Origin of the sequence: Natroniella sulfidigena (assembly GCF_023223645.1) — a bacterium.
GTDB lineage: Bacteria > Bacillota > Halanaerobiia > Halobacteroidales > Halobacteroidaceae > Natroniella > Natroniella sulfidigena.
In genome coordinates this window covers 161,467-185,489 of record NZ_JALKBY010000001.1, presented here as the reverse complement: position 1 = coordinate 185,489, position 24,023 = coordinate 161,467, and the positions used below count along the sequence as shown (strand labels likewise).

Sequence of the window (24,023 nt, the reverse complement as noted above, 5' to 3'; positions counted from 1 at the left end):
CCCTATAATTATGTCAAGATAAAATTGGCTAGTACCTGATTAGCTAGCAAGAATCCTTGCTCGGTCAATTTCATTCTATCCGCTTTAATTTCAATTAGCTGTTGGCCCAATAAATCATCAAGTTCATCTTGATATAAATCAAAGATAGAAGTTTGATATTTCTTTTCAAACTGATCTAATAATATTCCTTCTTTTAACCTCAATCCTAAAATCATACTCTCTTCTATCTTTTCTGCTTGACTTAACCTTTGATAATCAGCCCACGACAATTGACCCTGAGCAAGCTGTTGGCAATATTGATCAATATCTGCTAGATTATAACCACGCCCCTGTGCATCACAAAAATGTGCTCCTGGCCCTAATGCTAAATAAGGTTCATTCTTCCAATAAATCTGATTATGAATAGATTCTGCTCCTGGCCGGGCAAAATTAGAGATCTCATACTGTTGGTATCCTTCGTTAGCTAATAATTGTACTGTCTTTTGATACATCGCTAAATCCAATTCTTCCTCACAATAATCTATCTTCCCTTGCTGTAATTGTTGAGCAAAAATTGTCCCTTCTTCAATCTTCAAATTATAAGTAGCTAAATGATCAGGGCCAAGCTGGCAAGCTTGAATTAAAGTCTTTTCCCAATCTCTTAAGGATTGACCAGGCAGAGCAAACATTAAGTCAAAATTAAGATTAGAAAATCCTAACTCCCTTGCTAACTTAAAGGCTCTAATTGCTTCTTGAGACGTATGCCTTCTACCTAATTTTTGCAATAACTGGTCATCAAAAGACTGCACCCCAAAGCTCAACCTATTGACACCTGCTTCTTTCAATAATTTTAGTTTTTGAGCAGTTACAGTTTCAGGATTGGCCTCAACGGTAATCTCAATTCCAGCCTGACAGTCAAATTCTTCTTGACATTGCTTTAAGAGTGTAACTAACTGCTGCCCAGATAACATACTAGGCGTCCCACCACCAATAAATATACTCCTGATGACAGGAGTATATTTAGCAGCTATTAATTTTATTTCTTGCTCTAAAGCTTGTAAGAAGCTTGCCAATAAACTCTCTTTAAATTCAACTGAATTAAAGTCACAATAATAACATTTAGAACTACAAAAAGGTATATGAATATACAGACCAAATTTATTCATTACATAAACCCCTTAATCTATCTCAAGTACTGACATAAATGCCTCTTGTGGAATATCAACACTACCAACCTGTTTCATCCTCTTTTTACCCTCTTTTTGCTTTTTAAGTAACTTCTTCTTTCGAGAAACATCTCCTCCATAACATTTTTGGAGTACGTCCTTACGCTTGGCCCTGATTGTCTGGCGAGCAATAATATCATTTCCAATAGCAGCCTGAACTGGAACCTTAAACATCTGTTCAGGAATATTCTCCTTCAACTTCTTAGTCAACTCACGCCCAATTTCATAAGCAAATTCCCGATGAACTATACAAGATAGAGCATCAACGGACTCTTTATTGACTAAGATATTTAATTTAACTAAGTCTGCTTCTTGATAACCCTTGAATTCATAGTCAAAGGTAGCATAACCTCGAGTATTAGACTTTAATTTATCAAAGAAATCAAGCACAATTTCACTTAACGGCAGATCATAAGTTAATTTTACTCTAACCTGATCTAAATATTCCATATTCTTAAATTGGCCTCTCTTATCCTGAGCCAACTCCATTGCTGATCCAACATATTCTTCTGGCAATAAGATTTGAGCTTCCACAATCGGTTCCTCAATCTTTTCAATTTGATGCTTGTCAGGCATATTAGCTGGATTCTCAACCATTAAAACTTCTCCATTCTCGTGATGCACCTTATAAATTACACTAGGAGCAGTAGTCACTAAATCTAGATCATATTCCCGTTCTAATCGTTCTTGGATAATCTCCATATGTAATAACCCTAAAAATCCAGTTCGATAACCAAACCCTAAAGCCTCAGAAGTCTCTGCTTCAAAAGTCAAAGAGGCGTCATTAAGTTGTAATTTTTCTAAAGCATCCCGTAGCAGATCATAATCTTTACCATCTACTGGGTACAAACCACAAAAGACCATCGGCTTAGCAGGCTGATAACCTGGTAAAGGCTCTGCAGTAGGGTTATTAGCATCAGTAATAGTATCTCCAACTTGAGCATTCTTGACATCTTTAATACTAGCTGCTACATATCCTACCTCTCCTGCTGATAATTGCTCTGCCTTCTTCATTTTAGGACTAAAAGTACCTACCTCACCAACCTCAAAGACTGTATCAGTAGCCATCATCTTAATCTCCATCCCCGGCTTAATTGCTCCATCAACTACTCTATAATAAGAGATCACTCCTCGGTAAGGATCATATAAAGAATCAAAGATCAATGCTTTTAATGGCTTGTCCTCTTCTCCAGAAGGTAGAGGTATCCGCTCAACAACTGCTTCTAACACATCCTTAATCCCGATGCCCTCAATAGCACTGGTCAAAATTGCTTCATCAGGATCGATCCCAATATCAATCAACTCTTCTTTAACCTTATCTGGATTAGCATTAGGCAGATCAATTTTATTAATGACAGGAATTAATTCCAAATCATTCTCTAATGCCATATAAATATTAGCTAAAGTCTGTGCCTCAATTCCTTGAGCAGCATCTATGACCAATAAAGCTCCTTCACAAGCAGCTAAACTTCTAGATACTTCATAAGAAAAGTCAACATGTCCAGGAGTATCTATCAAATTTAAGATGTAATCCTCCCCATCATCAGCTTGATAAGCCATCCTCACAGCTTGTGCCTTGATAGTAATTCCTCGTTCCCTTTCTAAGTCCATCGTATCCAATAATTGCTCTTCCATCTCCCGTTCCGATATAGTTCCTGTAAACTCCAACAATCTATCTGCTAAAGTAGATTTTCCATGATCAATATGTGCAATAATCGAAAAATTTCTGATATTTTCTTGGTTAACTTTACCCATCCTGCCCCTCCTTATTATCTATATAAGTTGAATTTAACTTTTTCACCTAACCCTTTCAAATATAAAAGAATTTAGGTTTATTATATTGAAAAATCATTAATTCAATTTATATAATTCATTATATAATTATAACACTCCACTTATTATTAATCAAGATAGTAAATTTTGTTCTAAATCCCTTATTCAATCATGCTAGCAATTACATCTGCAAATAGATCCATTGACCTTTTCGCTTCCTCAAGGGTATTTTCGGTTCCCCCTACCTCCAATAATAAAGCATGTGGATGGAGATGTTGATTATATCTACGATTATCAATCAATTTAACTTCCCGCAATAAACCAGGGTACTTCTTTTCCATCTGCTGGGCCAACCGTTTAGCAAAATCGAAATTTTTTTGCCACTCAGGATGAGAAAGACCATAATTATCATTGGTGACAACAATCATAATCTTAGCTACTTCCTCTCCATCAATTGTAGTTGTTGTTAAATCTTTACTAGCATTAGGAATAGCATCACGATGAATATCAAATAACATCTTTAATTCAGAATTATTCTCTACCATCTCCTCTCCTGTTTCTAAGGCTCTGATATATGATCTAGCATAAGTTCGATCATGAACTTCGGTCGAATGAACAACTGGAATACCATATTTATTCTCTAATCTTTCAGTTAAACTCTTCCCTACTGCTACTACATCTCCCTTTTCACCTGGTTGAGCTCGAAAATCATTGGCGGGATCTTCATAATTTTCTGCTGTATGAGTATGATAAATTCCTACAGCTGGAGTAGTAAATTCTTGCTCTTGGTCAAAAGTAATATCTTCTTCTCTTTCATCTTCTAGCTCCTTTAAATATTCTAACAAATTTTGTGCTTCTAGCTCATCATCTTCAACTGTTGAATCTCGTTGAGAGAGCTTTATTTCAACTCGCTCATCTTGATGACTGCTTTCTGCCTCTAACTTCTCTTCTTCCTCAACTTTTCCTTCTAAATTGGATGAACTAGCCCTTCTTATTTCTTCTTGGCCCTCTTGGCTACTAAAAAAAGATGCTGGCAAGCCAACCACAAAATTAAAAGCAAGATCTAGATTAGATGTTACCTCTTCTTCTAAAGCCAAATCTGAACTAACCCTAACAACTGGAAAACCTTTCTTTAAAACAAGTTTTGAATCAAGATCATCTAAATATACTAACTCAATCAGATAAGATACCAAGGTACTCTCTTTTAAAAATTCTCCTAATGGTAGTCTCTTAATTGAAAAATTATACTTATTAACTATTAATGTAGCAAATATTAATAATAAAATCGCATAGATAACCAGCAAACTGATTAGAAAATTAGAACGATTCCTGAACATAAGTACCACTTCCTATTTTTAAGTCAACACTAAATAAGCATCCAACTTGATAATTGGACATCTATAAAAATTTATGTACTACAGGACAAATTTATAACCTCAAATAAAGCATTTAGTATTGAATAATTACTAGTGAAGGTTTAAAAAGCTTATTACAAAAAAATAACTCTAATCTCAGCTGAGATTAGAGTTATTTCCAAATAGAAATTTTATTGTAAATATAATGATACATCTTCTGCTTTAATATCTGGATGTAAAGCTACATTAATTCCTCCTGCTATCACTCTACTCATATCACCGATCAACTTATCAATCCCTTTCGGCGTAACTATTAAATCTCCTAAAAATGGCTGTAAAATCTCCCCAATCAACTGTTCAGAAACATCTGTTTGTTGGATCATCTGTTGTACTTCACCAGAAACATTCTGATTATTTGCTAGATGATTAATAGTATCATTAACTATATTAACCGAATTAATCACTGTAGGCATCCCCATTGCTATTACAGGAACCCCCATATCTTGCTCAGTAATTCCAATTCTTTGTTTACCTAATCCAGAACCTGGATAAATTCCTGTATCACTGATTTGTATTGTAGATGCCAATCTAGAGCTTTCTTGAGCTGCTAAGGAATCAATTGCAATTATCAATTGTGGTTGAACGCGATCAACTACTCCACGAATAATTTCAGCTGTTTCGATTCCTGTTAACCCTAAAACACCTGGAGATAATGAACAGACAGATCTCATCCCTTCCTTTGAATCTTGAGGTGCATCATCATATAAATGACGAGTAACTAATAAATGATGAGAAACCTTTGGCCCTAATGCATCTGGAGTTGTATTCCAATTCCCTAAACCAATTACCAAAATTGTTTCTCCACCATTATTTTGACCAAGTGATAAAGAGTTCATAATATTATTGAGCTCATCAGCCATTACTCCACTAAGATATTCATGGATTTGGCGATCACCAGAGCGAAAATGTTCAGATTCTATCGTAACATAATTACCAGGAGTCTTGCCTATTTCTTGACCTGCTTGTTCATTTAGAACTTCAACTCTTGTAATTTTAGCATGATCAATTTCAGTCTCATCGAGAGTAACTCCAGATATTTCTCCTCCTGTTCTTTCTATAGCTATATTTCTAGATTCAACTGCCAAATCTGTTAATGTTGCTAAATTGTCCATTATTAATTCCTCCTTTAATTTTTATCGTAATTGAGTTGGGACGAAAGCATCGACAATTCCAATTACTAATGCTGCTAAAAGTGATCCAATCACAGTCACTGCCATACCTACTACAAAATATTGAGTCACATAAATCACAATAGCAGCTGTAATAAATCCAACTATCCCTCGACCTTGAGGCGAGATATCTTCCCCCAACACACTTTCTAATAAATATCCTATAAGTGCAATTACAACAGCAGCAATTAAAGCATTAGTAAACCCAATCACCTCTACACCAGGTAATAAAAATCCTATTCCCAATAATACAAAAGCAGATACTATTAATCTTACTATTGCTCCTACCCAACCTGTCATATTTTATCTCCTCCTTTTCAGTTATAGTTATCATAACCATTTCTAGTTTCTCTATTCATTAACAGAGATTGATACTTAATTATTCAAATTAAATTCTTAAATTCTAATCTTGATCTTGCGTTTTAAATAATTGTATGATACAATTTATATGCTTAGCAAAGAAGATGATAATTCAATCAATATACATAGTAATAAGGAGGTGACCGAAATGCCAACTTCTGAATCTGCAAAGAAGAGAGTTAGAGTTACTAAAAAGAAGACTGAGCTTAATCGCCAGCGAAAAGAAGCAGTCAAAATTGCTATTAAAGAATTTGAAGAAGCTGTAGCAGCTGATAATGTAGAATTGGCTGAAGAAAAGCTAAAAGAAGCTAAAAAGACTATTGATAAATCTACTAGTAAAGGTTTGTTTCATAAGAACACTGCTGCACGCAAAAAGTCTAAGTTAGATAGAAAATTTAATGAATTAACTGCTTAAGTTACATTAATAAAGAGGTGTTATCTGATATCAGATAACACCTCTTTTCTTATTTTAAAGTCAAGTTTAAGTAAAACTAAACCATTATATTATGAGCGGGTAGTAAAACTTTGCAATCAAACAATCAAATTAAGATTAAATCAAAATTTTTTCTAAAATTTTAATTTAATTAGCTTTAATTTCATTAATCTCAAACTTTAATAATCATCCTAAAAGTTTCTAGTATTAATTAAAGCTTGACGTAACAAACTAGAAGTACAAGATAAACAAGGAGGTGAAAGAGATGAGCATTCGCAACAATAATAATAGCTTAGTTAATCCAATGGCTAGACAAGCCCTTGATAAATTTAAATTAGAGGCTGCACAAGAGTTAAATGTTTCTGATGAGTATAAGTCTGGTTACTGGGGCAATATCACTTCTCGTGAGTGTGGATCTGTTGGAGGACAGATGGTTAAGCAGATGGTTGAACAATATGAAAATCAATTGGCTAATGGTAATGGAAGTGCTCCTCAAGCACAAGCTACTAATGCACAAAACCAACAAAATCAATAATTAAACCTAAGACTAAACAATAATCAAACTAATAATTATAAAAGGAGATGAGATAAATGAGTATTCGTAACAATAATAATAGCTTAGTTAATCCAATGGCTAGACAAGCTCTTGATAAATTTAAGTTAGAGGCTGCACAAGAGTTAAATGTTTCTGATGAGTATAAGTCTGGTTACTGGGGCAATATCACTTCTCGTGAGTGTGGATCTGTTGGAGGACAGATGGTTAAGCAGATGGTTGAACAATATGAAAATCAATTGGCTAATGGTAATGGAAGTGCTCCTCAAGCACAAGCTACTAATGCACAAAACCAACAAAATCAATAATCAAACCTAAGACTAAACAATAATCAAACTAATAATTATAAAAGGAGATGAGATAAATGAGTATTCGTAACAATAATAATAGCTTAGTTAATCCAATGGCTAAGCAAGCTCTTGATAAATTTAAGTTAGAGGCTGCACAAGAGTTAAATGTTTCTGATGAGTATAAGTCTGGTTACTGGGGCAATATCACTTCTCGTGAGTGTGGATCTGTTGGAGGACAGATGGTTAAGCAGATGGTTGAACAATATGAAAATCAATTGGCTAATGGTAATGGAAGTGCTCCTCAAGCACAAGCTACTAATGCACAAAACCAACAAAATCAATAATTAAACCTAAGACTAAACAATAATCAAAATAATAATTATAAAAGGAGATGAGATAAATGAGTATTCGTAACAATAATAATAGTTTAGTTAATCCAATGGCTAAGCAAGCTCTTGATAAATTTAAATTAGAGGCTGCACAAGAGTTAAATGTTTCTGATGAATATAAATCTGGTTACTGGGGCAATATCACTTCTCGTGAGTGTGGATCTGTTGGAGGACAGATGGTTAAGCAGATGGTTGAACAATATGAAAATCAATTGGCTAATGGTAATGGAAGTGCTCCTCAAGCACAAGCTACTACTAATCAAAATGGAGCTACTGCAACTAACGGTGCTCAAGCTACTAATGGACAAAATCAAAATGGTAACAACTACAATCTAAGTCAAAAAGCTGGTAAATTCGAACCACAAGGATAATTCACAACTAAAAAAACAATATAATAAGCGGTGCTTTAAAGCACCGCTTATTATAATTTAGGAGGAGAATAAATGAAGAAAAAATTGATAGTTTTCAGTCTAGTTTTATTTGGCTTACTTTCTTTTAACTTAGAACTTGCAACTGCAAGATCAGAACATGAAGGACAAAAATTATGTATCGTTCAACAAGGAGATAGCTTATGGCAGATTTCAAGAAGGCATCAAACTGATTTTAATAATGTTTTAGAAGAAAATGATCATTTCGAAGATCCGGATTTAGTTCATCCTGGAAATAGAGTCTATCTTCCACCAGATGCTGAGGATACAGAGGATGAACCAGTAACTGAAGAAGAAGTCTTACCACCTGAAGAAGAAGTCGAAGAAGAACCAACTGAAAGAGAGGAACCAATAGAAGATGATAATATTGCTGCTTATGAAGCAGAAGTGGTAGAGTTGGTTAATGTTGAAAGAGAGAGAGAGGGATTAGAGCCTTATCAGCATAATCAACAAGTATCACAAGTAGCCCGTAGAAAGTCTGAAGATATGAGAGATAATGATTATTTTAGTCATCAATCTCCAACTTATGGTTCTCCTTTTGATATGTTAGAACAATATAATGTTGAGTTTAGAGCAGCAGGAGAGAATATTGCTAAGGGCCAAAGAAGCCCTGCCGAAGTTGTTAGAAGTTGGATGGATTCACCAGGTCATAGAAGAAATATCTTAAGTCAAGAATTTACTGAACTCGGTGTTGGTTATGCTCAAAATGGAGATGGAGAGACTTATTGGACACAGATGTTTATTAGGCCATAGATTAAGCTTAAGTCTAAGGATAAGTTTAAGTAAAAACTTAAAAGAATTAATCCCTGCTTGCAAGCAGGGATTAATTAATTCAATCTAAAAAAGTTTGATAACTATACTGTTCTCCATCTGCCTTAACAATAACCGCTCCATCCCGATCATTTCTTAATACTTTAATCCCTCTTTCTTCAAAACGATCAATTACTGTTGGATCTGGATGGCCATAGTTATTATCTCCAACCTGAATAACTGCTAATTCAGGATTAACCTGTTCAATAAATTCTTCAATACTAGAGCTAATACTGCCATGATGAGCTACCTTCAATACAATGCTTTCCAGATCAATTCCTCGCTTGACTAACCTTCTTTCAGCTTCTTTTTCTATATCCCCAGTCAATAAAAGATTAAATTGATCATAAATAGCCTTTAAAACTAAGGAGTTATTATTGGCTGCACTCTCTTCTAGCAGAGGAAATGTTGGCCCTAAAACCTCAATTTCTAAAGGCAAGAGGCTAATTTCATTACCTGCAACTAGTTGAGCATGTTCAATTTTTTTCCGCTCCAACTTCTCTCTAACTTTAATTTCTAATTCTTTCTTTTTTGTATTAGGAGGATAAAATACTTGACCGATAGAAAAGTTTTGGATTAATGGTTTTACTCCACCAGCATGATCCCAATGAAAATGAGAGATCAAAATCAAATCCAAGCTTCTAATACCTCTACTTTTTAAATACCTCTTGATTTCTGTTCCTTCTTCCCCTGCATCGACTAATACTTTCTGACCTGTTGGTAATCTTAAATAAATAGCATCCCCTTGTCCGACATCAAAAAAGATGATTTTAAGATCTTGATGATTATCAAAACCAAATTGAAATATTAAAACTAACATTAAGCTCAAAGTAACAATTAATTTTCTTTTATTCCCAAATTGACTGATAGATAATGAACTTGATTTTAAAAACTTAACTAAATAATAAAGTAGGAGATAATAAATAACAATTGTAATTAGATCAGGTCTGCCGATTGAAACTGTTGTCCAGAAATTATCAACTAATAATCCGACTAAAAGTTGACTCAAATTTAACAAACCTTCAATAATATTAGCTACTATAATTCCCCCACTACTCCAAACAGCAACTACAGCTAAAAATAGAATACTTAGCCACAATACAACTGTAATTAACGGTGTTAGCAATAAATTAGCCAATATACTTATTACCGAAACCTGATTGAAATAATAAGCTAAAACAGGTAATAATCCAACTTGAGCTGCTATTGATGCTGCTAATAAGTTATTAACCTGTGGTATGAAGGGAAACTTAACACTGATTAAGGGAGTTAAAGAACTGATAGCTATTACTGCTCCAAAAGATAGTTGAAAACTGACTGTAAAAATGCTCCAAGGATTAATTGCTAAAATAACCAATGCTACTCCTGCTAGTAAGTTATAGATATCTACCTTACGATTTTGATATCTCCCCCATAACACTAAACTGATCAAGATAACAGCACGTAAAGCTGGTAATTGCCACCCAGTAAGTAATAAATAACTGCTTAAGATTATAAAGTTTAAGATTAAAGTTACCTTTTCTGATAATTTCAGTTTTTGGCAGATAAAATAGATTATATAACTAAGTAATCCGATATGAAATCCAGATATAACTAACAAATGACTTAATCCTACCTCTCTAAAGCCATCCTCAACCTCTGGTGGCAATAAAGACTGATTTCCCAGTAATAATGCTTGTAAAATATAATTATTTGGTGTAGAAAAGTAACTATCAAGTGATTCAATAATTTTTAACCTTAGATTAAAGATCTGATCTAAGATTAAATTTGAACTGACTCCAACCTGATTTATTTGAGAACTAGAATTAATATGCCCTAAAGCATAAATTCCATTTCTTTTTAGATAATCTCGATAGGAAAAACCACCTGGATTTCTTTTACGCGGAGCCAACTCCAATTCAGTATTGACCTTAACTAGATCACCATAATTCAACTGCTGTTGATCATCAGTCCAATCAAAGAGTAAAACCTTTTGCTGGCTGGTTAAATCAAACTCAGCCACCTCTAAATCACTCAAGAGATACCTCAGCCCTTGAGAGGTCTCTTCTACTTCTATAATTCGTCCTTCAATCTCTACTCTTTCTCCTACTACCTCTCCTAAAGGTTCATCCTGCCAAGCTAATTCAACATTTCCTAAATAAATCAACCCTACTAAAAAGATCAATAGCCAACTAATAATCATTAATTTATCAGACTGTTGATAAAAGAACCTGATAAAAAAAGCAAATAACAAAGCAGCTAAAATTTGACTTACTAATAATAGTTCAGCACTAACTCCAAAATAATAAGCAAAGACCAACCCACTAACAAAGGCACTACAGATTATAACTAATGGTCGCTTTACCTTAAGCTTAATAGGTAATCTGACTCTCTAGATTATCAAAAGTCCTACTCCCAATGCCAGATACCTGCTTTAACTCAGTCAATTCACTAAAGTTCCCATTTTGGCGTCGATACTCTATAATCCTTTCTGCTAAAGCAGGGCCAACACCCTCTAATTCTTCTAGTTCATTCTGAGCAGCAGTATTGATATTAACTTTATTACTAGCAGTATTAACATTTTCTTCGTTACCCATAGCTGTACTACCTTGAGTTGGAATCATAACCCTGGTTCCATCTCTTAGCTGATCTACAAGATTGATTGCATCCAAGTCAGCATCATCTGTTGGCCCGCCTGCTTGTTCAATAACTTGATATAACCTTGTCCCCTCTTCAATTTCATAAACTCCTGGTTCAACAACTGCTCCTCCTAAATGAATAAACATCTTATCATCTTTTTCTTGTGGCTCTGCTAACTCTTGCCCTGTTTTAACCTCAGTCTCTTCTATATTAGAATCAATCTCAATAGATTCCTGGGCACTAAATTGATTATTCCTAGCAACCAACATAACAGAAACCACCACAACAGCAACGGCTAATCCAGCTAAAATAAAATCATCTTTTGTCCAACGCATTAACCTCACCTCATTACTATTTTTTCCTAATGAGGTCTATTTATACAGTTCCTTCAGCTATATGTAAAGCAATTGCTCCTCCAAGAAAGAGATCAATACTGACTTGTTCAAAACCAGCTTGATATAACATATCTTCTAACTCCTGAATTTCAGGAAAATCTTCTAATGATTGGGCCAACCATAGATATTGATTAGATTTGTTCATGAATATTTTAGCAAATGAAGGAATGATCTTATACAGATAAAAGAAATATAATTTACGATATAATTGATTAGGTGGTTTAGAAAGCTCTAATGAAGCAATTGCCCCATCATCTTTTACAACCCGTTTCATTTCAGAAAAAGCACCCCAAATATCTCTAACATTACGCAGTCCAAAACCAATCGTAACATAATCAAATTCATCTTCACCAAACGGAAGATCTAAAGCATCACCTTCTACTAACTCTACTTGCTCAGTCAATCCTCGCTCTTCTATCTTTTCTTGACCAACCTTAAGCATCTCTTTACTAAAATCCAACCCAACTGCCTGTCCTTTACTACCTACAGTTTGAGCCAAACTTATTGTCCAATCACATGTTCCACAACAAAGATCAAGAACCCTATCTCCTGGTTGAATACCCAACTCTTCTATAGCCTTCTTTCTCCATTTCTTGTGTAAGCCTAAACTCATAATCGAATTCATCCAATCATAATTCTTGGATATACTTTCAAAAACAGAATGAACATGAGCAACTTCTTTCTTCTTTTTAGATTCTTCATCTACCATACTTCTCACCTCTTAAATTTATTATCCCTATGATTAAGCTAGCAACCATTAAAATTATTCCCCAACTTTAAAAATAGTATGATTAAGGAAAAAAGACCATGCACCTCCAAACAAGCACATGGTCAACAAAATCAGTATTTACTTTACTACTAAGTTAACCAATTTCTGTGGTACAACAATCTCCTTAACTACCTCTTTTCCTTCTAAATAACGTTGTACATTATCTTGTTTCTTGACAAGCTCTTTTAATTTATCTTCACTAATATCAGCAGCTACTTCTACCTTATCTCTGACCTTACCATTAACTTGTATTACAATTGTAATCTCATCCTTCTTAATTGCTTCTTCATCATACTCGGGCCAACTCTGTTGATGAACGCTATCCTCAAACCCTAATTGAGACCACAACTCCTCTGTCATATGAGGAGCAAATGGGGCCAAAACTAAAATAATTTTCTCTACAACAGCTCTTAATAATTGATAATTAAGCTCTTGAACATCATTTAAATATTTATAAGCACTATTTACTAACTCCATAATTGCACTGATTGCTGTATTTAACTGCTTTCTCTCCCCAACATCAACCGTTACATCTTTAATCGTAACATGTAACTGACGATGTAATTTCTTATCAGCATCTGTTGTTATTTCAAAATCTCCAGTTACATCTTTAAGCTGGTCAATATTTTGAGCAACCAATCTCCAGACACGATTTAAGAACCTTTCTGCTCCCTCTACTCCTTCATCACTCCAATCTAGATCTCTTTCTGGTGGAGCAGCAAACAGAATAAATAAGCGAGCTACATCAGCACCATAATTATCTAAAATTTCTAAAGGATCAACGATATTTCCTTTTGATTTAGACATCTTAGCACCATCTAATAACACCATTCCTTGGGTTAAAAGATCTCCAAAAGGCTCTTTATAATCAACATATCCTTGATCATGTAAGAATTTCATAAAGAATCGAGAATAGAGCAGGTGTAAAATCGCATGCTCTATTCCACCGATATACTGATCGACATTCATCCAGTAATTTGCTCGCTTACTATCAAAGGCTGACTCTGTAAAATCTGGACTGGTATATCTTAGATAGTACCACGATGAATCAACGAATGTATCCATCGTATCTACTTCCCGCTCTGCTTCTTGTCCACATTCAGGACAGGTTGTCTTTATAAAATCTTCTGCTTTAGCTAACGGTGATTGGCCCGTCCCTGTAAATTCAACATCAGTTGGCAATTCAACAGGTAAATCTGATTCAGGTACCTCTACAATACCACAATCATCACAATAAATAATCGGAATTGGTGTCCCCCAATATCTCTGTCTAGAGATTAACCAATCTCGTAATTTATAGTTGACTTCCTTTTGGCCTAAGCCTTCTTCCTCAAGGTAAGCAATAATCTTATCGAAAGCTTCATCTACTGACAGACCATTTAAAATCTCTGAATTAACAACTACTCCATCTTCTGTATATGCTTCTTCTAACTGTTCAGCTGTCAACTCTTCATCTTCTGGCTGAATAACAACCCTAATTGGCAAGTCATACTTCTTAGCAAAATCAAAATCACGCTCATCATGAGCAGGTACTGCCATAATAGCACCAGTTCCATAATCCATCAAGACATAATTAGCAATCATTACTGGAACTTCCTCTTCAGTTACAGGATTAATTGCTTTAATTCCTGTATCAATTCCAACCTTTTCACTATCAGAACCGGTTCTTTCTTCCTCATCTTGCTCTTTGATCTGAGCAATGAATTCCTTAACCTCTTCTTCCTGATCAGTTCCTGTCACTAACTCTTCAACTAAAGGATGTTCAGGGGCCAACACCATATAAGTCGCACCATAAATTGTATCTGGACGAGTAGTAAAAACTTCTAAAGCTTCATCGCTACCTTCTATAGCAAACTCAATTACTGCTCCTTCACTACGTCCAATCCAATTTTTCTGCATCGTCTTAACCCGCTGTGGCCAGTCTTCTAATAAATGATGATCATCTAATAATTGTTCAGCATAGTCAGTAATCTTAAAGAACCATTGTTCTAATTCCTTATCAATAACTTGACTATCACAACGCTCACACTCTTCATCAATTACCTGCTCATTGGCCAATACTGTCTGACAGCTTGGACACCAATTAACAACTGATTTTTCCTTATAGGCCAACCCTTCCTTATAAAGTTGTAAGAATAACCACTGTGTCCAACGATAATAATCAGGATGGCAAGTAGCTACCTCCCGCTCCCAATCATAACTGAGTCCTAACATCTTAAATTGTTCTTTCATATTTTCAATATTGTCCCAAGTCCAGTCATTAGGATGAATATCCCGCTCAATTGCTGCATTTTCAGCTGGAAGTCCAAAAGCATCCCAACCCATCGGATGTAAAACATTATATCCTTCCATCCTTCTAAAACGAGCAAATACATCACCTAATGAATAATTTCTAACATGTCCCATATGTAGATTACCTGATGGATAAGGAAACATCTCCAATACATAATATTCATCTTTGTCTTGTATCTCACTTTTATAGACCTGCTCTTCTTCCCAATACTGCTGCCATTGTGCTTCTACTTCTTTAAAATTATACTCCTCTTTCATCTCCATCCTCCTTTGATCTCAATTAATTTACAACATTTAATTAGTTACTCCCAAAAAATAACTTATATCCTTTTACTTCCTAAAGCAAGAGAAAATTTAATTATTTATAAATTATAAAAAACCCTCACCCCCAATAAAGAAAAATCTTTAATAGGGGCGAGAGTTTCTCGCGGTACCACCCTAAGTTGATATGAAGACTGGCACGATGATCACAAGAACCTAACTTTGTATTTATAAGCAAAGTTTTATTCTGCAAAGATTTAATGCGACGGGCTCGATGCCCTAGTACCAAAAACCTCATTACGTTTTATTAATTGTAGTTTTTGGTGTGACGGTCTCGATGACCTAACACCAAAAACTTCAATGCGTTCTTTTAATAAAAGTTTTTGGTGGAGATAAGCGGGTTCGAACCGCTGACCTCTTGTCTGCCAGACAAGCGCTCTCCCAGCTGAGCTATATCCCCAGTTTCATATCATCTCTAAAACAAGATAACGGCTGTCAACCGTATAAGCTACTATAAATTCACTCATATAGCTCCAAGGCGAGTTCAGCTGCTGCTTACTACTCCTTATCATAGCCATTATACAACTATTCAACTATTCAACTATTCAACTATCAACATTATAAATTAAGAATTAATTTTTGTCAAGATTAAAATGATAAATATTATAAAAGAAGGCAGATCATGCTTGCCATTCTAATTCTTTAGCGTCACCCCATAATTTCTCTAACTTATAATATTCTCTCTGTTCTTGATGAAATACGTGTACAATTACATCTGCATAATCTAATACAACCCAATTTCCAATATCAATACCTTCTTTATTTTTAACATAAATCTCTTGTTCTTCTAAAATATGCTCAATTGAATTAGCAATTGCTTGTACTTGAGTATCTGAAGTACCGCTACAGATTATAAAATAATCGGCCAAAATAGAGATACCTTTTACATTCAAAATTCTTATATCTTCAGCTTTTTTATCATCAGCAGCTTTAGCAATCTCTTTGGCAACCTTCTCAACATCTCTTTCCATTAACCTTATAACCCCCTACTCTTAACTATATTATCTTGAACCTTACTTATAATTATTCTAGATCGAAGCTAAAAAAACCTTTTTTTAGTGAAAATTTGTACTTTTCCCAACAATCACTTTTACAGTAGAAATTTCATCTTCAACTAATAATTCTCCATCTAAATAATTAGCTAATTCTTCTATCTCTTCTACTTCCTTGTTAGGTGAAAGAATTGCAGTTTGAGAATAATCAAACCGATCAGCATTCCTAACACCTTGAATATTATAACCTTGAACTGATAACAATTCTGCTACCTTTTGAGCTCGACCAACCTCTCCATTACCATTCATAATAACTAAATCTAACTCCTGGTTATTGAAATAATTTCTTTTATTAAACATAGCATCAACCAATAATTCAATTTCTCGTTCTAACGGAACCCAATAACTGATCCCTGAAATATAATCAGGAATCCCAGGCAATAATTCCATCTGAACCTGTTCTAAGCTGAACTGGTTAGCAATACCAGTTAATTGCATCTTATCAGTTAACTTCAAATCGGTCATTACAGCATCATTTACCTCTCTGATCAATCCTGGCAATCTAAAAATAGTCTGTGGATTCAGCAATTGATCAACTGTTGCTCGCAAAAATTCTTGCTGACGTTGTACACGACCTATATCTCCTAGCTGACTATCGCGAAATCTAACATACTTTAAAGCATCTTCTCCATCTAATTTTCTAGTTCCAGCTTTTAGATCAATATATAGATCATCCGCTCGGTCTACATAATAAAGATCTTCTTCAATATCTAACTCTACTCCACCTAAAGCATCCACTACATCAATGAAACCTTGATAATCAGCCTTCAAATAATGATCAATTGAAATATCCAAGAATTCCTCAACAGTCTGCCTAGTTAAGTCAACCCCACCATAAGCATATGCTGCATTAATCTTATGATAACTATCCCGATCGGCCAATTTCACTCTGGTATCTCTAGGAATCGAGATTACTCCAACCTCATTAGTTGTTAGATCAAGACTAACCAATAATAGTGTATCAGAACGCTTATTCTCATCTGCTTCAGCATCAATCCCTAATACCAAAATATTAATTCGTTCTTCTAATTCTTCAGCATCAATTCCAACTTCTGTTTTATCTTCATCTTCTATATTATTTAAGCCACGCTCCCAGTCAAGATAATGAAAAGTAACTAAATTAACCCCACCAATTAATAAAATTGCAACTACTACAAGAAAGTAACTTGTCCACCTATTCTTGCGGGGCATAATTCCACTCCTCTCTAGAGTAAAGAGTTTCTGGTCTTAATAGTTTGAGGATGGACTATTTTCCCAGTCTCTAAGTTATATCTGATTGTATTTTCACAAGCTATCCTCACTAGTTGATCCAAATTTTTATCTTCTACTAGCTTTCTTAATTTTCTTATTGCTTGACAAGTTCGATTAGGTTCGATATAGTCAGCTAAGAATATAATCTTGGCCAACTGACTCATATCTTCGCTTCCTAAGGTATGAATAGAAATTGCATTTAAAATAGCTTCGTCTTCAATTCCAAACTCCCTTCTAGCCAACTCTGCTCCTACAGGAGCATGCAATAGCTCCGGTATCTGCCTAGAAACATCATCTATCACTATACCAAATTGCTCTGCCTTTTTCAATAGGTTATTACTGGATAATCCTTTAGCGCAATCATGAATCAGACCGGCCCACTTTGCTTGTTCAGGATCACAATTATACTTTTTAGCTAGTTTGATAGCTGTATCTCGAACCCCTAAGCTATGTTGTAATCGATCTTGATCAACCAGCGTAGCTAACTTATCTATTGCCTCTTCTTCTGTTAGCACTTGGACGCCTCCTATATCAATAGTTATCAGAAATCAGTAACCAGTAATCAGCAAGTTCAAAACCATTTAATTCAAGAACTCTTAAAGAACTTAACCTTATGGTTTTACTGACGACTGATTACTGATAACTTATTACTGTGGCACGAAAGTGCCACATAATTTGTAATAAAGCTTAATTATATAATTAAAAAGTGGACATATGCCCACTTTAATTATCAACTAATTACTAATGTTTCAGCACCTTACTTAGGATTAGCTGGTTCCATACTTATATTTTTCCCTTTAATCGTATTATTCTTCATAATCTGCAGCACCTCTTGAGCATTATCACGAGGTACCTCTACAAAAGTATATCTGTCATAAATATCAATCAGTCCAATTAAATTTCCAGAAAGACCTGTTTCTCCAGCAATCGCTCCTACTATATCTCCAGGGCTAATATTTTGTTTCTTACCTACATTTATAAATAATCTGACCATCCCTGGTTCTGCTCCTGTATTCCCAAACTGATTTTCTAACTTTGTATCTTGTTGGGCCAAATCATCTTCTGACATCATTTTTAATAAAGCTGCTGCTATATCTAAAGATGTATAGTCTTCTTCATTTATCTTTTCAATAGCTTTAACATACTTTGTTAGATTCTCCTGATCTAAAGTATCTATTACATCCTCTAGCATTAGATTCATTTTAATCTCTTCTACATCACTAGCTGAAGGAACTTTCTTTCTTTTAATTTTTGTCTTCGTATACTTCTCAATATCCTTCACTTTATAAATTTCTTTACCTACTACTAAGGTAAAAGCACGCCCTTTTCTACCTGCACGTCCTGTTCGGCCAATTCTATGGACATAATACTCTATATCTTGAGGAACATCATAATTAAATACCATCTCAATATCATCAATATCAATCCCTCGAGCTGCTACATCTGTAGCTACTAAAATTTCTACAGTCCCATTTTTAAACTTATTCATCACTCGATCTCTTTGCGGTTGTTTCATTCCTCCATGTAAACCATCTACAAAGTAACCTCTAGCTTGAAGTTGAATTACTAATTCATCTACTTGCCTTCTTGTATTACAAAAGACTAAAGATAACTTTGGGTTATACATATCAACCAGTCTCGATAAAACCTCTAACTTATTTCTTCTTTTAACCTCAAAATAAGCTTGTTCAATATTAGGCACTGTTAATTTTTGACGTACTACCTTAATTATCTCAGCATTTTTTTGGTATTTCTTACTCAAATTCAAGATAGATTTAGGCATGGTCGCAGAAAATAAAATTGTCTGTCTTTTTCCCTTGACTCCCTGTAAAATCTTCTCTATATCATCTCTAAAACCCATATTTAACATTTCATCAGCTTCATCCAAAATAACCATCTTCAAATTATCTAACCTTAAAGTTCCACGTCGCATATGATCCATCAATCTTCCTGGAGTACCAATGATAACTTGAACCCCTTTATTTAAAGCTTTAATTTGTCGCTTAATAGATTGACCTCCATAGATAGGTAAGATATTAATCCGATTTTTATATTTTGAAAGTCGTTTTAGTTCTTCAGCTACTTGAATAGCTAACTCCCTTGTTGGACATACAACTAATGATTGCACATCTTTATCCTTAGGATTTACCATTTCTAAAGTTGGAATTCCAAATGCAGCCGTCTTACCTGTACCAGTCTGAGCTTGTCCGATCACATCTCTTCCTTGCAAGATATAAGGAATCGATTGAGTTTGAATTGGTGTAGCTTCTTCAAAACCCATAGCTTCAACTGCTTTCTTAATTTCAGTTGACAAATTCAATTCTTCAAATTTCTTTGTTTTCATTCTAATTTTCACTCTCCCTAAATAAATTAATTCCTTTACTATATAGTATGTATATAATTCAGATAATAAATACTTATTATTCTGCAAGCAGATTACAATCTAATTTATTACATTACTAAAATAATAAGACATCCTTAACACTTTGGTGGAATCAAACAACAACGCAAATCCACACCAAAAAGATGCTAAAAATGCCCACTAACCTTTATGGTACCAGATAATAACTCAATTTGCAAGTTTTTAAAGGTATTTATATAGATTATACTTCCTAATATAACTTTCTACTTCTTCTGGTAATTGATATTTAATTGGACGACCCTCTTTGATTCTCCTCCTAATACCTGTTGAGGAAATAGCTAACCCTGGTATCTTTAAAATGTGTATCCTATTACGATAATCATCATACAGCTCCCTGTCTAGTTTATCTAAGGAATAACCTGGACGACTAGCTGCAATAAAATTCGCTTCTTTTAATAATCCCTCTGGATTCTTCCAAGTGAATATCTCCAAAATAGCATCAGCTCCTGTGATAAAATAGATCTTCGTCTGAGGAGATAATTCCTTAAAAGCTCTAATAGTATCTATTGTATAAGATAATCCTTCTCGGTCAATTTCAATTCTAGATACATTAAATTTAGGATTCCCGATAGTAGCCAGCAAAGCCATAGCATATCTCTTTTGAGCAGCAGTAATTTTTTGATCAGTCTTATGAGGCGGACTCCCTGAGGGAACAAAGATTACTTCATCTAGATTATATTGATAAGCTGCACATTCAGCAGTCAACAGATGTCCATAATGAATAGGATCAAAAGTTCCTCCCATAATCCCAATAGCTCGCCTAGTTTCACTCATTAATAAATTCAACTCCTACTTTTATTTTAGAACTCAATTACTATGTTATAATATGAACTCTCTTCTCTCAAGTAAAATCAACTAATTTAATTTTAAAAACTAATATTTTTTATTAATTTGGATAAAATTTAGTTAAAGGAGGTGCAGAAATTGAAAAAAAAAGAATTATCATTAATTGAGCAAGAACAGAAATTATTAGAATTAGAAAGTCTATATCATCAACAACCCAACTCAGAGTTAGTTCCTACTAAACTGTATCATTTTATTAAAGAAGATAAACCAGAACTAATTACTGAAGCTCTAAATGCAATCAAGCAAGAAGGGCTCAAAGTTGCCAAACCACGTAATACAACCAACTTTATCGATCAAAAAATACAGCGCCCAGTCGGTATTTATTTTTGGGGCCAACCCATTCTCGAAGAAGTCTATATTACAGTCAAGGTTAACTGCTTAGATCTGACTAAGTTGTATGCTTTCCCTCATTTAATTGCTGACACTATCTTAAAAATCAATGAAGAATATATTGTCAACCAAGAATTTTGGGCCAAGCTGAAAGAGATCGCCTATACAATTCCATTTACAGAGTATCAAGGTCAATTTAGAGCAGAATTTATTTATACAGCCGACATTTCAGCAAAATTATTAACAATCAATCAACCAACCTAATTACGTAGCTTTTCTTCAATTAAGATCTGATCAATCATTAACTCACTTCCTTGCTTACCTAAAATAGCAAGCTGCTTACTATTTTCTAAACTGACTGGAACCTCAGCTACTAATTTTTGATTAAGATAAACCAATAACTTATCAGCTTCAGCTACTACTTTAACCTTCTTAATCTCTTCGCTATCTGATAGACTCTCCTGATATAAAATTTCATAATCCCTCACTAAATAGATCTTATCAGCTTCAAGATCAAAAAATAAAGTATAACCACTTTGTTGGCCCATCAATAATCCAAAACCAACTTGATTGCTATCCTCAATTTCGAGTTGAATAGCAAAGTCCTTAAATTGATAGTCTGTTAACTTAACAAAACTATCCTCTCTAAATTCTAATTGATATCTTTCTTCCTTTCTTTTGGCAACTAGCTGATTATTCTCACCTACTGAGAAATAATTAGGGTACTTACCACTAAAGTCATCAGCAAGCACTAGACTCTCCATTCCGTTAAAACTTCTACCCCCTAAAATATACTGCAAAGCAGAACTTAAGTTTTCTCGCCAGTTGGCCCATTGATGACCATCAGCATGAATTTGAACTTGATAATCAAGCTCCTGCTGCTTTAACTCATGAACAAATTTTAAACCTAACGCTTGATTGTCAATTAGATCCAACTTACCCCAATCAAGATATACCTGTAAATCTTCTGCTAGCTCTCCTTCTAAAGCTGCGAAAACATGTGGTGTATAATATCCTGATTGAGTAATCAAATTCTGAGCTACCCCCTGATCTAAAACTAATAACGCAGCCGGCGTAGCACCTTGATCATAGGCTACAACAGTTCTCGCTGTTGGTTGAGCTAGTGTTGAATAATTATGATCGACATAAGGGATAACCTCTCCACTAATTAGCTCTAAAAAGTTATTTTGATCTTCTCCTAAATACTCAAAATAAGGATTAGAAGAGTCAATAAAGACAGCGATAGCCTCTTCAATTTCATTGTGAGCAATTAAGTTATTTAAAGTATCTTGAACTTGCCCTAACTCTAAATAGTGATCTCCATCTATAAAATACAAAACAGGATATTCTTTTTCTTCTTCATAATTAGGTGGTAAATAAATTGTTAATTCTCTACCTGCAACCTCTTTAGCTATCAGCTCTCCCGCTTCAACATTTTCACTCTCTTGCCAATAACCCTTAGCTTGATAGGCAGGCATTCTCAGTTGGCTATTCAACCCAAACTCAAGGCTAGGTACCTGCTCTGTTTGTAAGGGGTCAACTTTAAATTGATCATTAACTACAAACTGATAATCAAATCTAGCTTCAGTATCTACCTTGATTTGATGATAAAACAAAGACGTATCAGCTACTTGTTCCATCTTTTCTTTCTCCCATGCAGTCAAATCACTGACAAAATAGACCTGATCGTCACTGTCCCCTTGATAAATAAAGACCACCTTATCTTCTTTAATTAAAGGAAACTCTACCTCAGCTACTAACTCATCAATTAACTCTTCCTCTTCTTTACTCTCAACCGTCTTGAGTTCAGCCTTAAATTCCTCAAATTCAGTTATTAGATTAATATCTTCCTCATAACTTCGAGTTTCATTTAAATCGGCTTCTTCTGTTCTGCACCCTGTTAATAGCAACAGCAAAACTAGCAATCCAATATATTTTCTCAATTTCATCTCCTCCTAGATGACTGAATCCAGAAATCATTATTGTCTCTAAATAACTAATTCTGCAAATTACTCGACTCTCCTTTAAAATAAATTAGATCATAGGATTTTCCTATGATCTAATTTATTGATATATGGCCTAAGTTTAAGACTAAGTCTAAGTTTAAGTAAAACCTAAGCCCTTATGATTTTAACGATTGGCTTAGCCTTACCTTCGGGTTTATAAAAACCCTTCGTAATAAAAACCATTTCCTCAACCTTAGACTTAAGCTAACACAGCTAATTTATTTCATTTTAGTCAATGCTTTCGCAGCTTCCGTAATTCTATCAGCAGTTCCAACCAAAAATACCTGGTTCATCTCATCAACTACTGTATAACCATGCGGAATAATTAATTTATCCTCCTTTATATCAAAGACTCCAGCAATTAAACAGCGATCTGGAAAATCACTTCCCTGAACAATCTCAGAGATAGTCTCTCCAGCATGCTTGGCCCCTTCGGGAATCGTTAAGATCGAAATCTCTGCTTTTCCCCCACTTAAGGAAACCAACTTTCTTACATCTGGTTGCTCAATATCAAGCACAAACTCTTCAACCATTAAATCAATTACTCCTGAAACAGTCGTTGCACCAGCTAATCTATAGGCACTTTCATAGTCAGGTTCTCTCATCCTAACCATAATCTGTTCTACATCAAAATTTTTAGCCAATAAACAGAAAGCTAAATTATCAGCATCACTTCTCATCACACTGACAGCTACATCACATCTTTCAATCCCTGCTTCCTTTAAAACATTTATATTGGTTGCATTACCAAGAATGCTGACTGCACCATACTCTGAATAGATCCGTTCGCAGACTCCTTCATCCAGATCAATTACTACCACATCATGCTTTTCTACTAATTGTTTAGCTAAATTACGTCCAACTACACCACCACCAGCAATAATTACATACATAA

At 34.6% G+C, this 24,023-nt stretch carries 23 protein-coding genes and 1 tRNA gene; 7 read left to right on the top strand and 17 right to left on the bottom strand.

Going from position 1 to position 24,023, the window contains the following annotated elements; genetic code table 11:
• Positions 1–8 precede the first annotated feature (8 nt).
• The 5 genes from hemW to MWH28_RS00845 form a co-directional block, all read right to left on the bottom strand.
• Complete coding sequence (gene hemW / locus MWH28_RS00865; protein ID WP_248617370.1) at positions 9–1,145, bottom strand: radical SAM family heme chaperone HemW; 1,137 nt, start codon at positions 1,143–1,145, stop codon at positions 9–11.
• Positions 1,146–1,157: 12 nt separating this feature from the next.
• A complete protein-coding gene (lepA, locus tag MWH28_RS00860; RefSeq protein ID WP_248617369.1) occupies positions 1,158–2,960 on the bottom strand; it encodes a translation elongation factor 4 in 1,803 nt (600 codons plus the stop codon).
• 179 nt (positions 2,961–3,139) lie between these two features.
• Positions 3,140–4,315 (bottom strand): stage II sporulation protein P, encoded by a 1,176-nt coding sequence (gene spoIIP / locus MWH28_RS00855; protein WP_248617368.1) that lies wholly within the window; start codon positions 4,313–4,315, stop codon positions 3,140–3,142.
• A gap of 209 nt (positions 4,316–4,524) precedes the next feature.
• Complete coding sequence (gene gpr / locus MWH28_RS00850; protein WP_248617367.1) at positions 4,525–5,505, bottom strand: GPR endopeptidase; 981 nt, start codon at positions 5,503–5,505, stop codon at positions 4,525–4,527.
• A 21-nt stretch (positions 5,506–5,526) separates the two neighbouring features.
• A complete protein-coding gene (locus MWH28_RS00845) occupies positions 5,527–5,862 on the bottom strand; it encodes a phage holin family protein (protein ID WP_248617366.1) in 336 nt (111 codons plus the stop codon).
• Positions 5,863–6,070: 208 nt separating this feature from the next.
• Between MWH28_RS00845 and rpsT the strand changes: the two genes are divergently transcribed.
• The 6 genes from rpsT (at position 6,071) to MWH28_RS00815 (ending at position 8,768) form a co-directional block, all read left to right on the top strand.
• Positions 6,071–6,337 carry a 30S ribosomal protein S20 gene (rpsT, locus tag MWH28_RS00840; RefSeq protein WP_248617365.1) on the top strand — a complete coding sequence of 89 codons (267 nt, stop codon included), beginning with the start codon at positions 6,071–6,073 and terminating at the stop codon, positions 6,335–6,337.
• A 283-nt stretch (positions 6,338–6,620) separates the two neighbouring features.
• A complete protein-coding gene (locus MWH28_RS00835; RefSeq protein WP_248617364.1) occupies positions 6,621–6,890 on the top strand; it encodes an alpha/beta-type small acid-soluble spore protein in 270 nt (89 codons plus the stop codon).
• A gap of 56 nt (positions 6,891–6,946) precedes the next feature.
• Entirely contained in the window at positions 6,947–7,216 is a 270-nt protein-coding gene (locus MWH28_RS00830) for an alpha/beta-type small acid-soluble spore protein (RefSeq protein ID WP_248617364.1), read from the top strand.
• A 56-nt stretch (positions 7,217–7,272) separates the two neighbouring features.
• Positions 7,273–7,542: an alpha/beta-type small acid-soluble spore protein gene (locus tag MWH28_RS00825; protein ID WP_248617363.1), complete on the top strand. Its 270-nt coding sequence runs from the start codon at positions 7,273–7,275 to the stop codon at positions 7,540–7,542.
• A gap of 56 nt (positions 7,543–7,598) precedes the next feature.
• On the top strand, positions 7,599–7,958 hold the full coding sequence (locus MWH28_RS00820; protein ID WP_248617362.1) for an alpha/beta-type small acid-soluble spore protein: 360 nt from the start codon (positions 7,599–7,601) through the stop codon (positions 7,956–7,958).
• Between the two features lie 72 nt (positions 7,959–8,030).
• Positions 8,031–8,768: a CAP domain-containing protein gene (locus MWH28_RS00815; RefSeq protein ID WP_248617361.1), complete on the top strand. Its 738-nt coding sequence runs from the start codon at positions 8,031–8,033 to the stop codon at positions 8,766–8,768.
• Positions 8,769–8,847: 79 nt separating this feature from the next.
• Here the strand turns inward: MWH28_RS00815 and MWH28_RS00810 are convergent, their stop codons facing one another.
• From MWH28_RS00810 to nadD, 10 genes are all read right to left on the bottom strand, one after another.
• Positions 8,848–11,124 (bottom strand): DNA internalization-related competence protein ComEC/Rec2, encoded by a 2,277-nt coding sequence (locus MWH28_RS00810; RefSeq protein ID WP_248617360.1) that lies wholly within the window; start codon positions 11,122–11,124, stop codon positions 8,848–8,850.
• Between the two features lie 52 nt (positions 11,125–11,176).
• The gene (locus MWH28_RS00805) at positions 11,177–11,779 is read right to left on the bottom strand and encodes a helix-hairpin-helix domain-containing protein (RefSeq protein ID WP_248617359.1); all 603 of its coding nucleotides are present in this window, start codon (positions 11,777–11,779) and stop codon (positions 11,177–11,179) included.
• Positions 11,780–11,819: 40 nt separating this feature from the next.
• A complete protein-coding gene (locus MWH28_RS00800; RefSeq protein WP_248617358.1) occupies positions 11,820–12,548 on the bottom strand; it encodes a demethylmenaquinone methyltransferase in 729 nt (242 codons plus the stop codon).
• A 138-nt stretch (positions 12,549–12,686) separates the two neighbouring features.
• Positions 12,687–15,158: a leucine--tRNA ligase gene (leuS, locus tag MWH28_RS00795; protein WP_248617357.1), complete on the bottom strand. Its 2,472-nt coding sequence runs from the start codon at positions 15,156–15,158 to the stop codon at positions 12,687–12,689.
• A 387-nt stretch (positions 15,159–15,545) separates the two neighbouring features.
• A tRNA-Ala gene (locus MWH28_RS00790) sits at positions 15,546–15,621 on the bottom strand.
• A 220-nt stretch (positions 15,622–15,841) separates the two neighbouring features.
• Positions 15,842–16,192 carry a ribosome silencing factor gene (gene rsfS, locus MWH28_RS00785; protein WP_248617356.1) on the bottom strand — a complete coding sequence of 117 codons (351 nt, stop codon included), beginning with the start codon at positions 16,190–16,192 and terminating at the stop codon, positions 15,842–15,844.
• An 84-nt stretch (positions 16,193–16,276) separates the two neighbouring features.
• A complete protein-coding gene (locus tag MWH28_RS00780; protein ID WP_248617355.1) occupies positions 16,277–17,464 on the bottom strand; it encodes an LCP family protein in 1,188 nt (395 codons plus the stop codon).
• Positions 17,465–17,478: 14 nt separating this feature from the next.
• Entirely contained in the window at positions 17,479–18,039 is a 561-nt protein-coding gene (gene yqeK / locus MWH28_RS00775; protein WP_248617354.1) for a bis(5'-nucleosyl)-tetraphosphatase (symmetrical) YqeK, read from the bottom strand.
• Between the two features lie 242 nt (positions 18,040–18,281).
• Positions 18,282–19,868: a DEAD/DEAH box helicase gene (locus tag MWH28_RS00770; protein WP_248617353.1), complete on the bottom strand. Its 1,587-nt coding sequence runs from the start codon at positions 19,866–19,868 to the stop codon at positions 18,282–18,284.
• A 240-nt stretch (positions 19,869–20,108) separates the two neighbouring features.
• Entirely contained in the window at positions 20,109–20,720 is a 612-nt protein-coding gene (gene nadD / locus MWH28_RS00765; RefSeq protein WP_248617352.1) for a nicotinate-nucleotide adenylyltransferase, read from the bottom strand.
• Positions 20,721–20,861: 141 nt separating this feature from the next.
• Between nadD and MWH28_RS00760 the strand changes: the two genes are divergently transcribed.
• Positions 20,862–21,386, top strand: a complete 525-nt coding sequence (locus MWH28_RS00760) for a hypothetical protein (protein ID WP_248617351.1) — start codon at positions 20,862–20,864, stop codon at positions 21,384–21,386.
• Here MWH28_RS00760 and MWH28_RS00755 read toward each other — a convergent pair.
• Positions 21,383–23,065 carry an alpha/beta hydrolase gene (locus tag MWH28_RS00755; protein WP_248617350.1) on the bottom strand — a complete coding sequence of 561 codons (1,683 nt, stop codon included), beginning with the start codon at positions 23,063–23,065 and terminating at the stop codon, positions 21,383–21,385. The genes MWH28_RS00760 and MWH28_RS00755 overlap by 4 nt on opposite strands.
• 281 nt (positions 23,066–23,346) lie before the next feature.
• On the bottom strand, positions 23,347–24,021 hold the full coding sequence (locus tag MWH28_RS00750; protein ID WP_248617349.1) for a potassium channel family protein: 675 nt from the start codon (positions 24,019–24,021) through the stop codon (positions 23,347–23,349).
• Positions 24,022–24,023 lie beyond the last annotated feature (2 nt).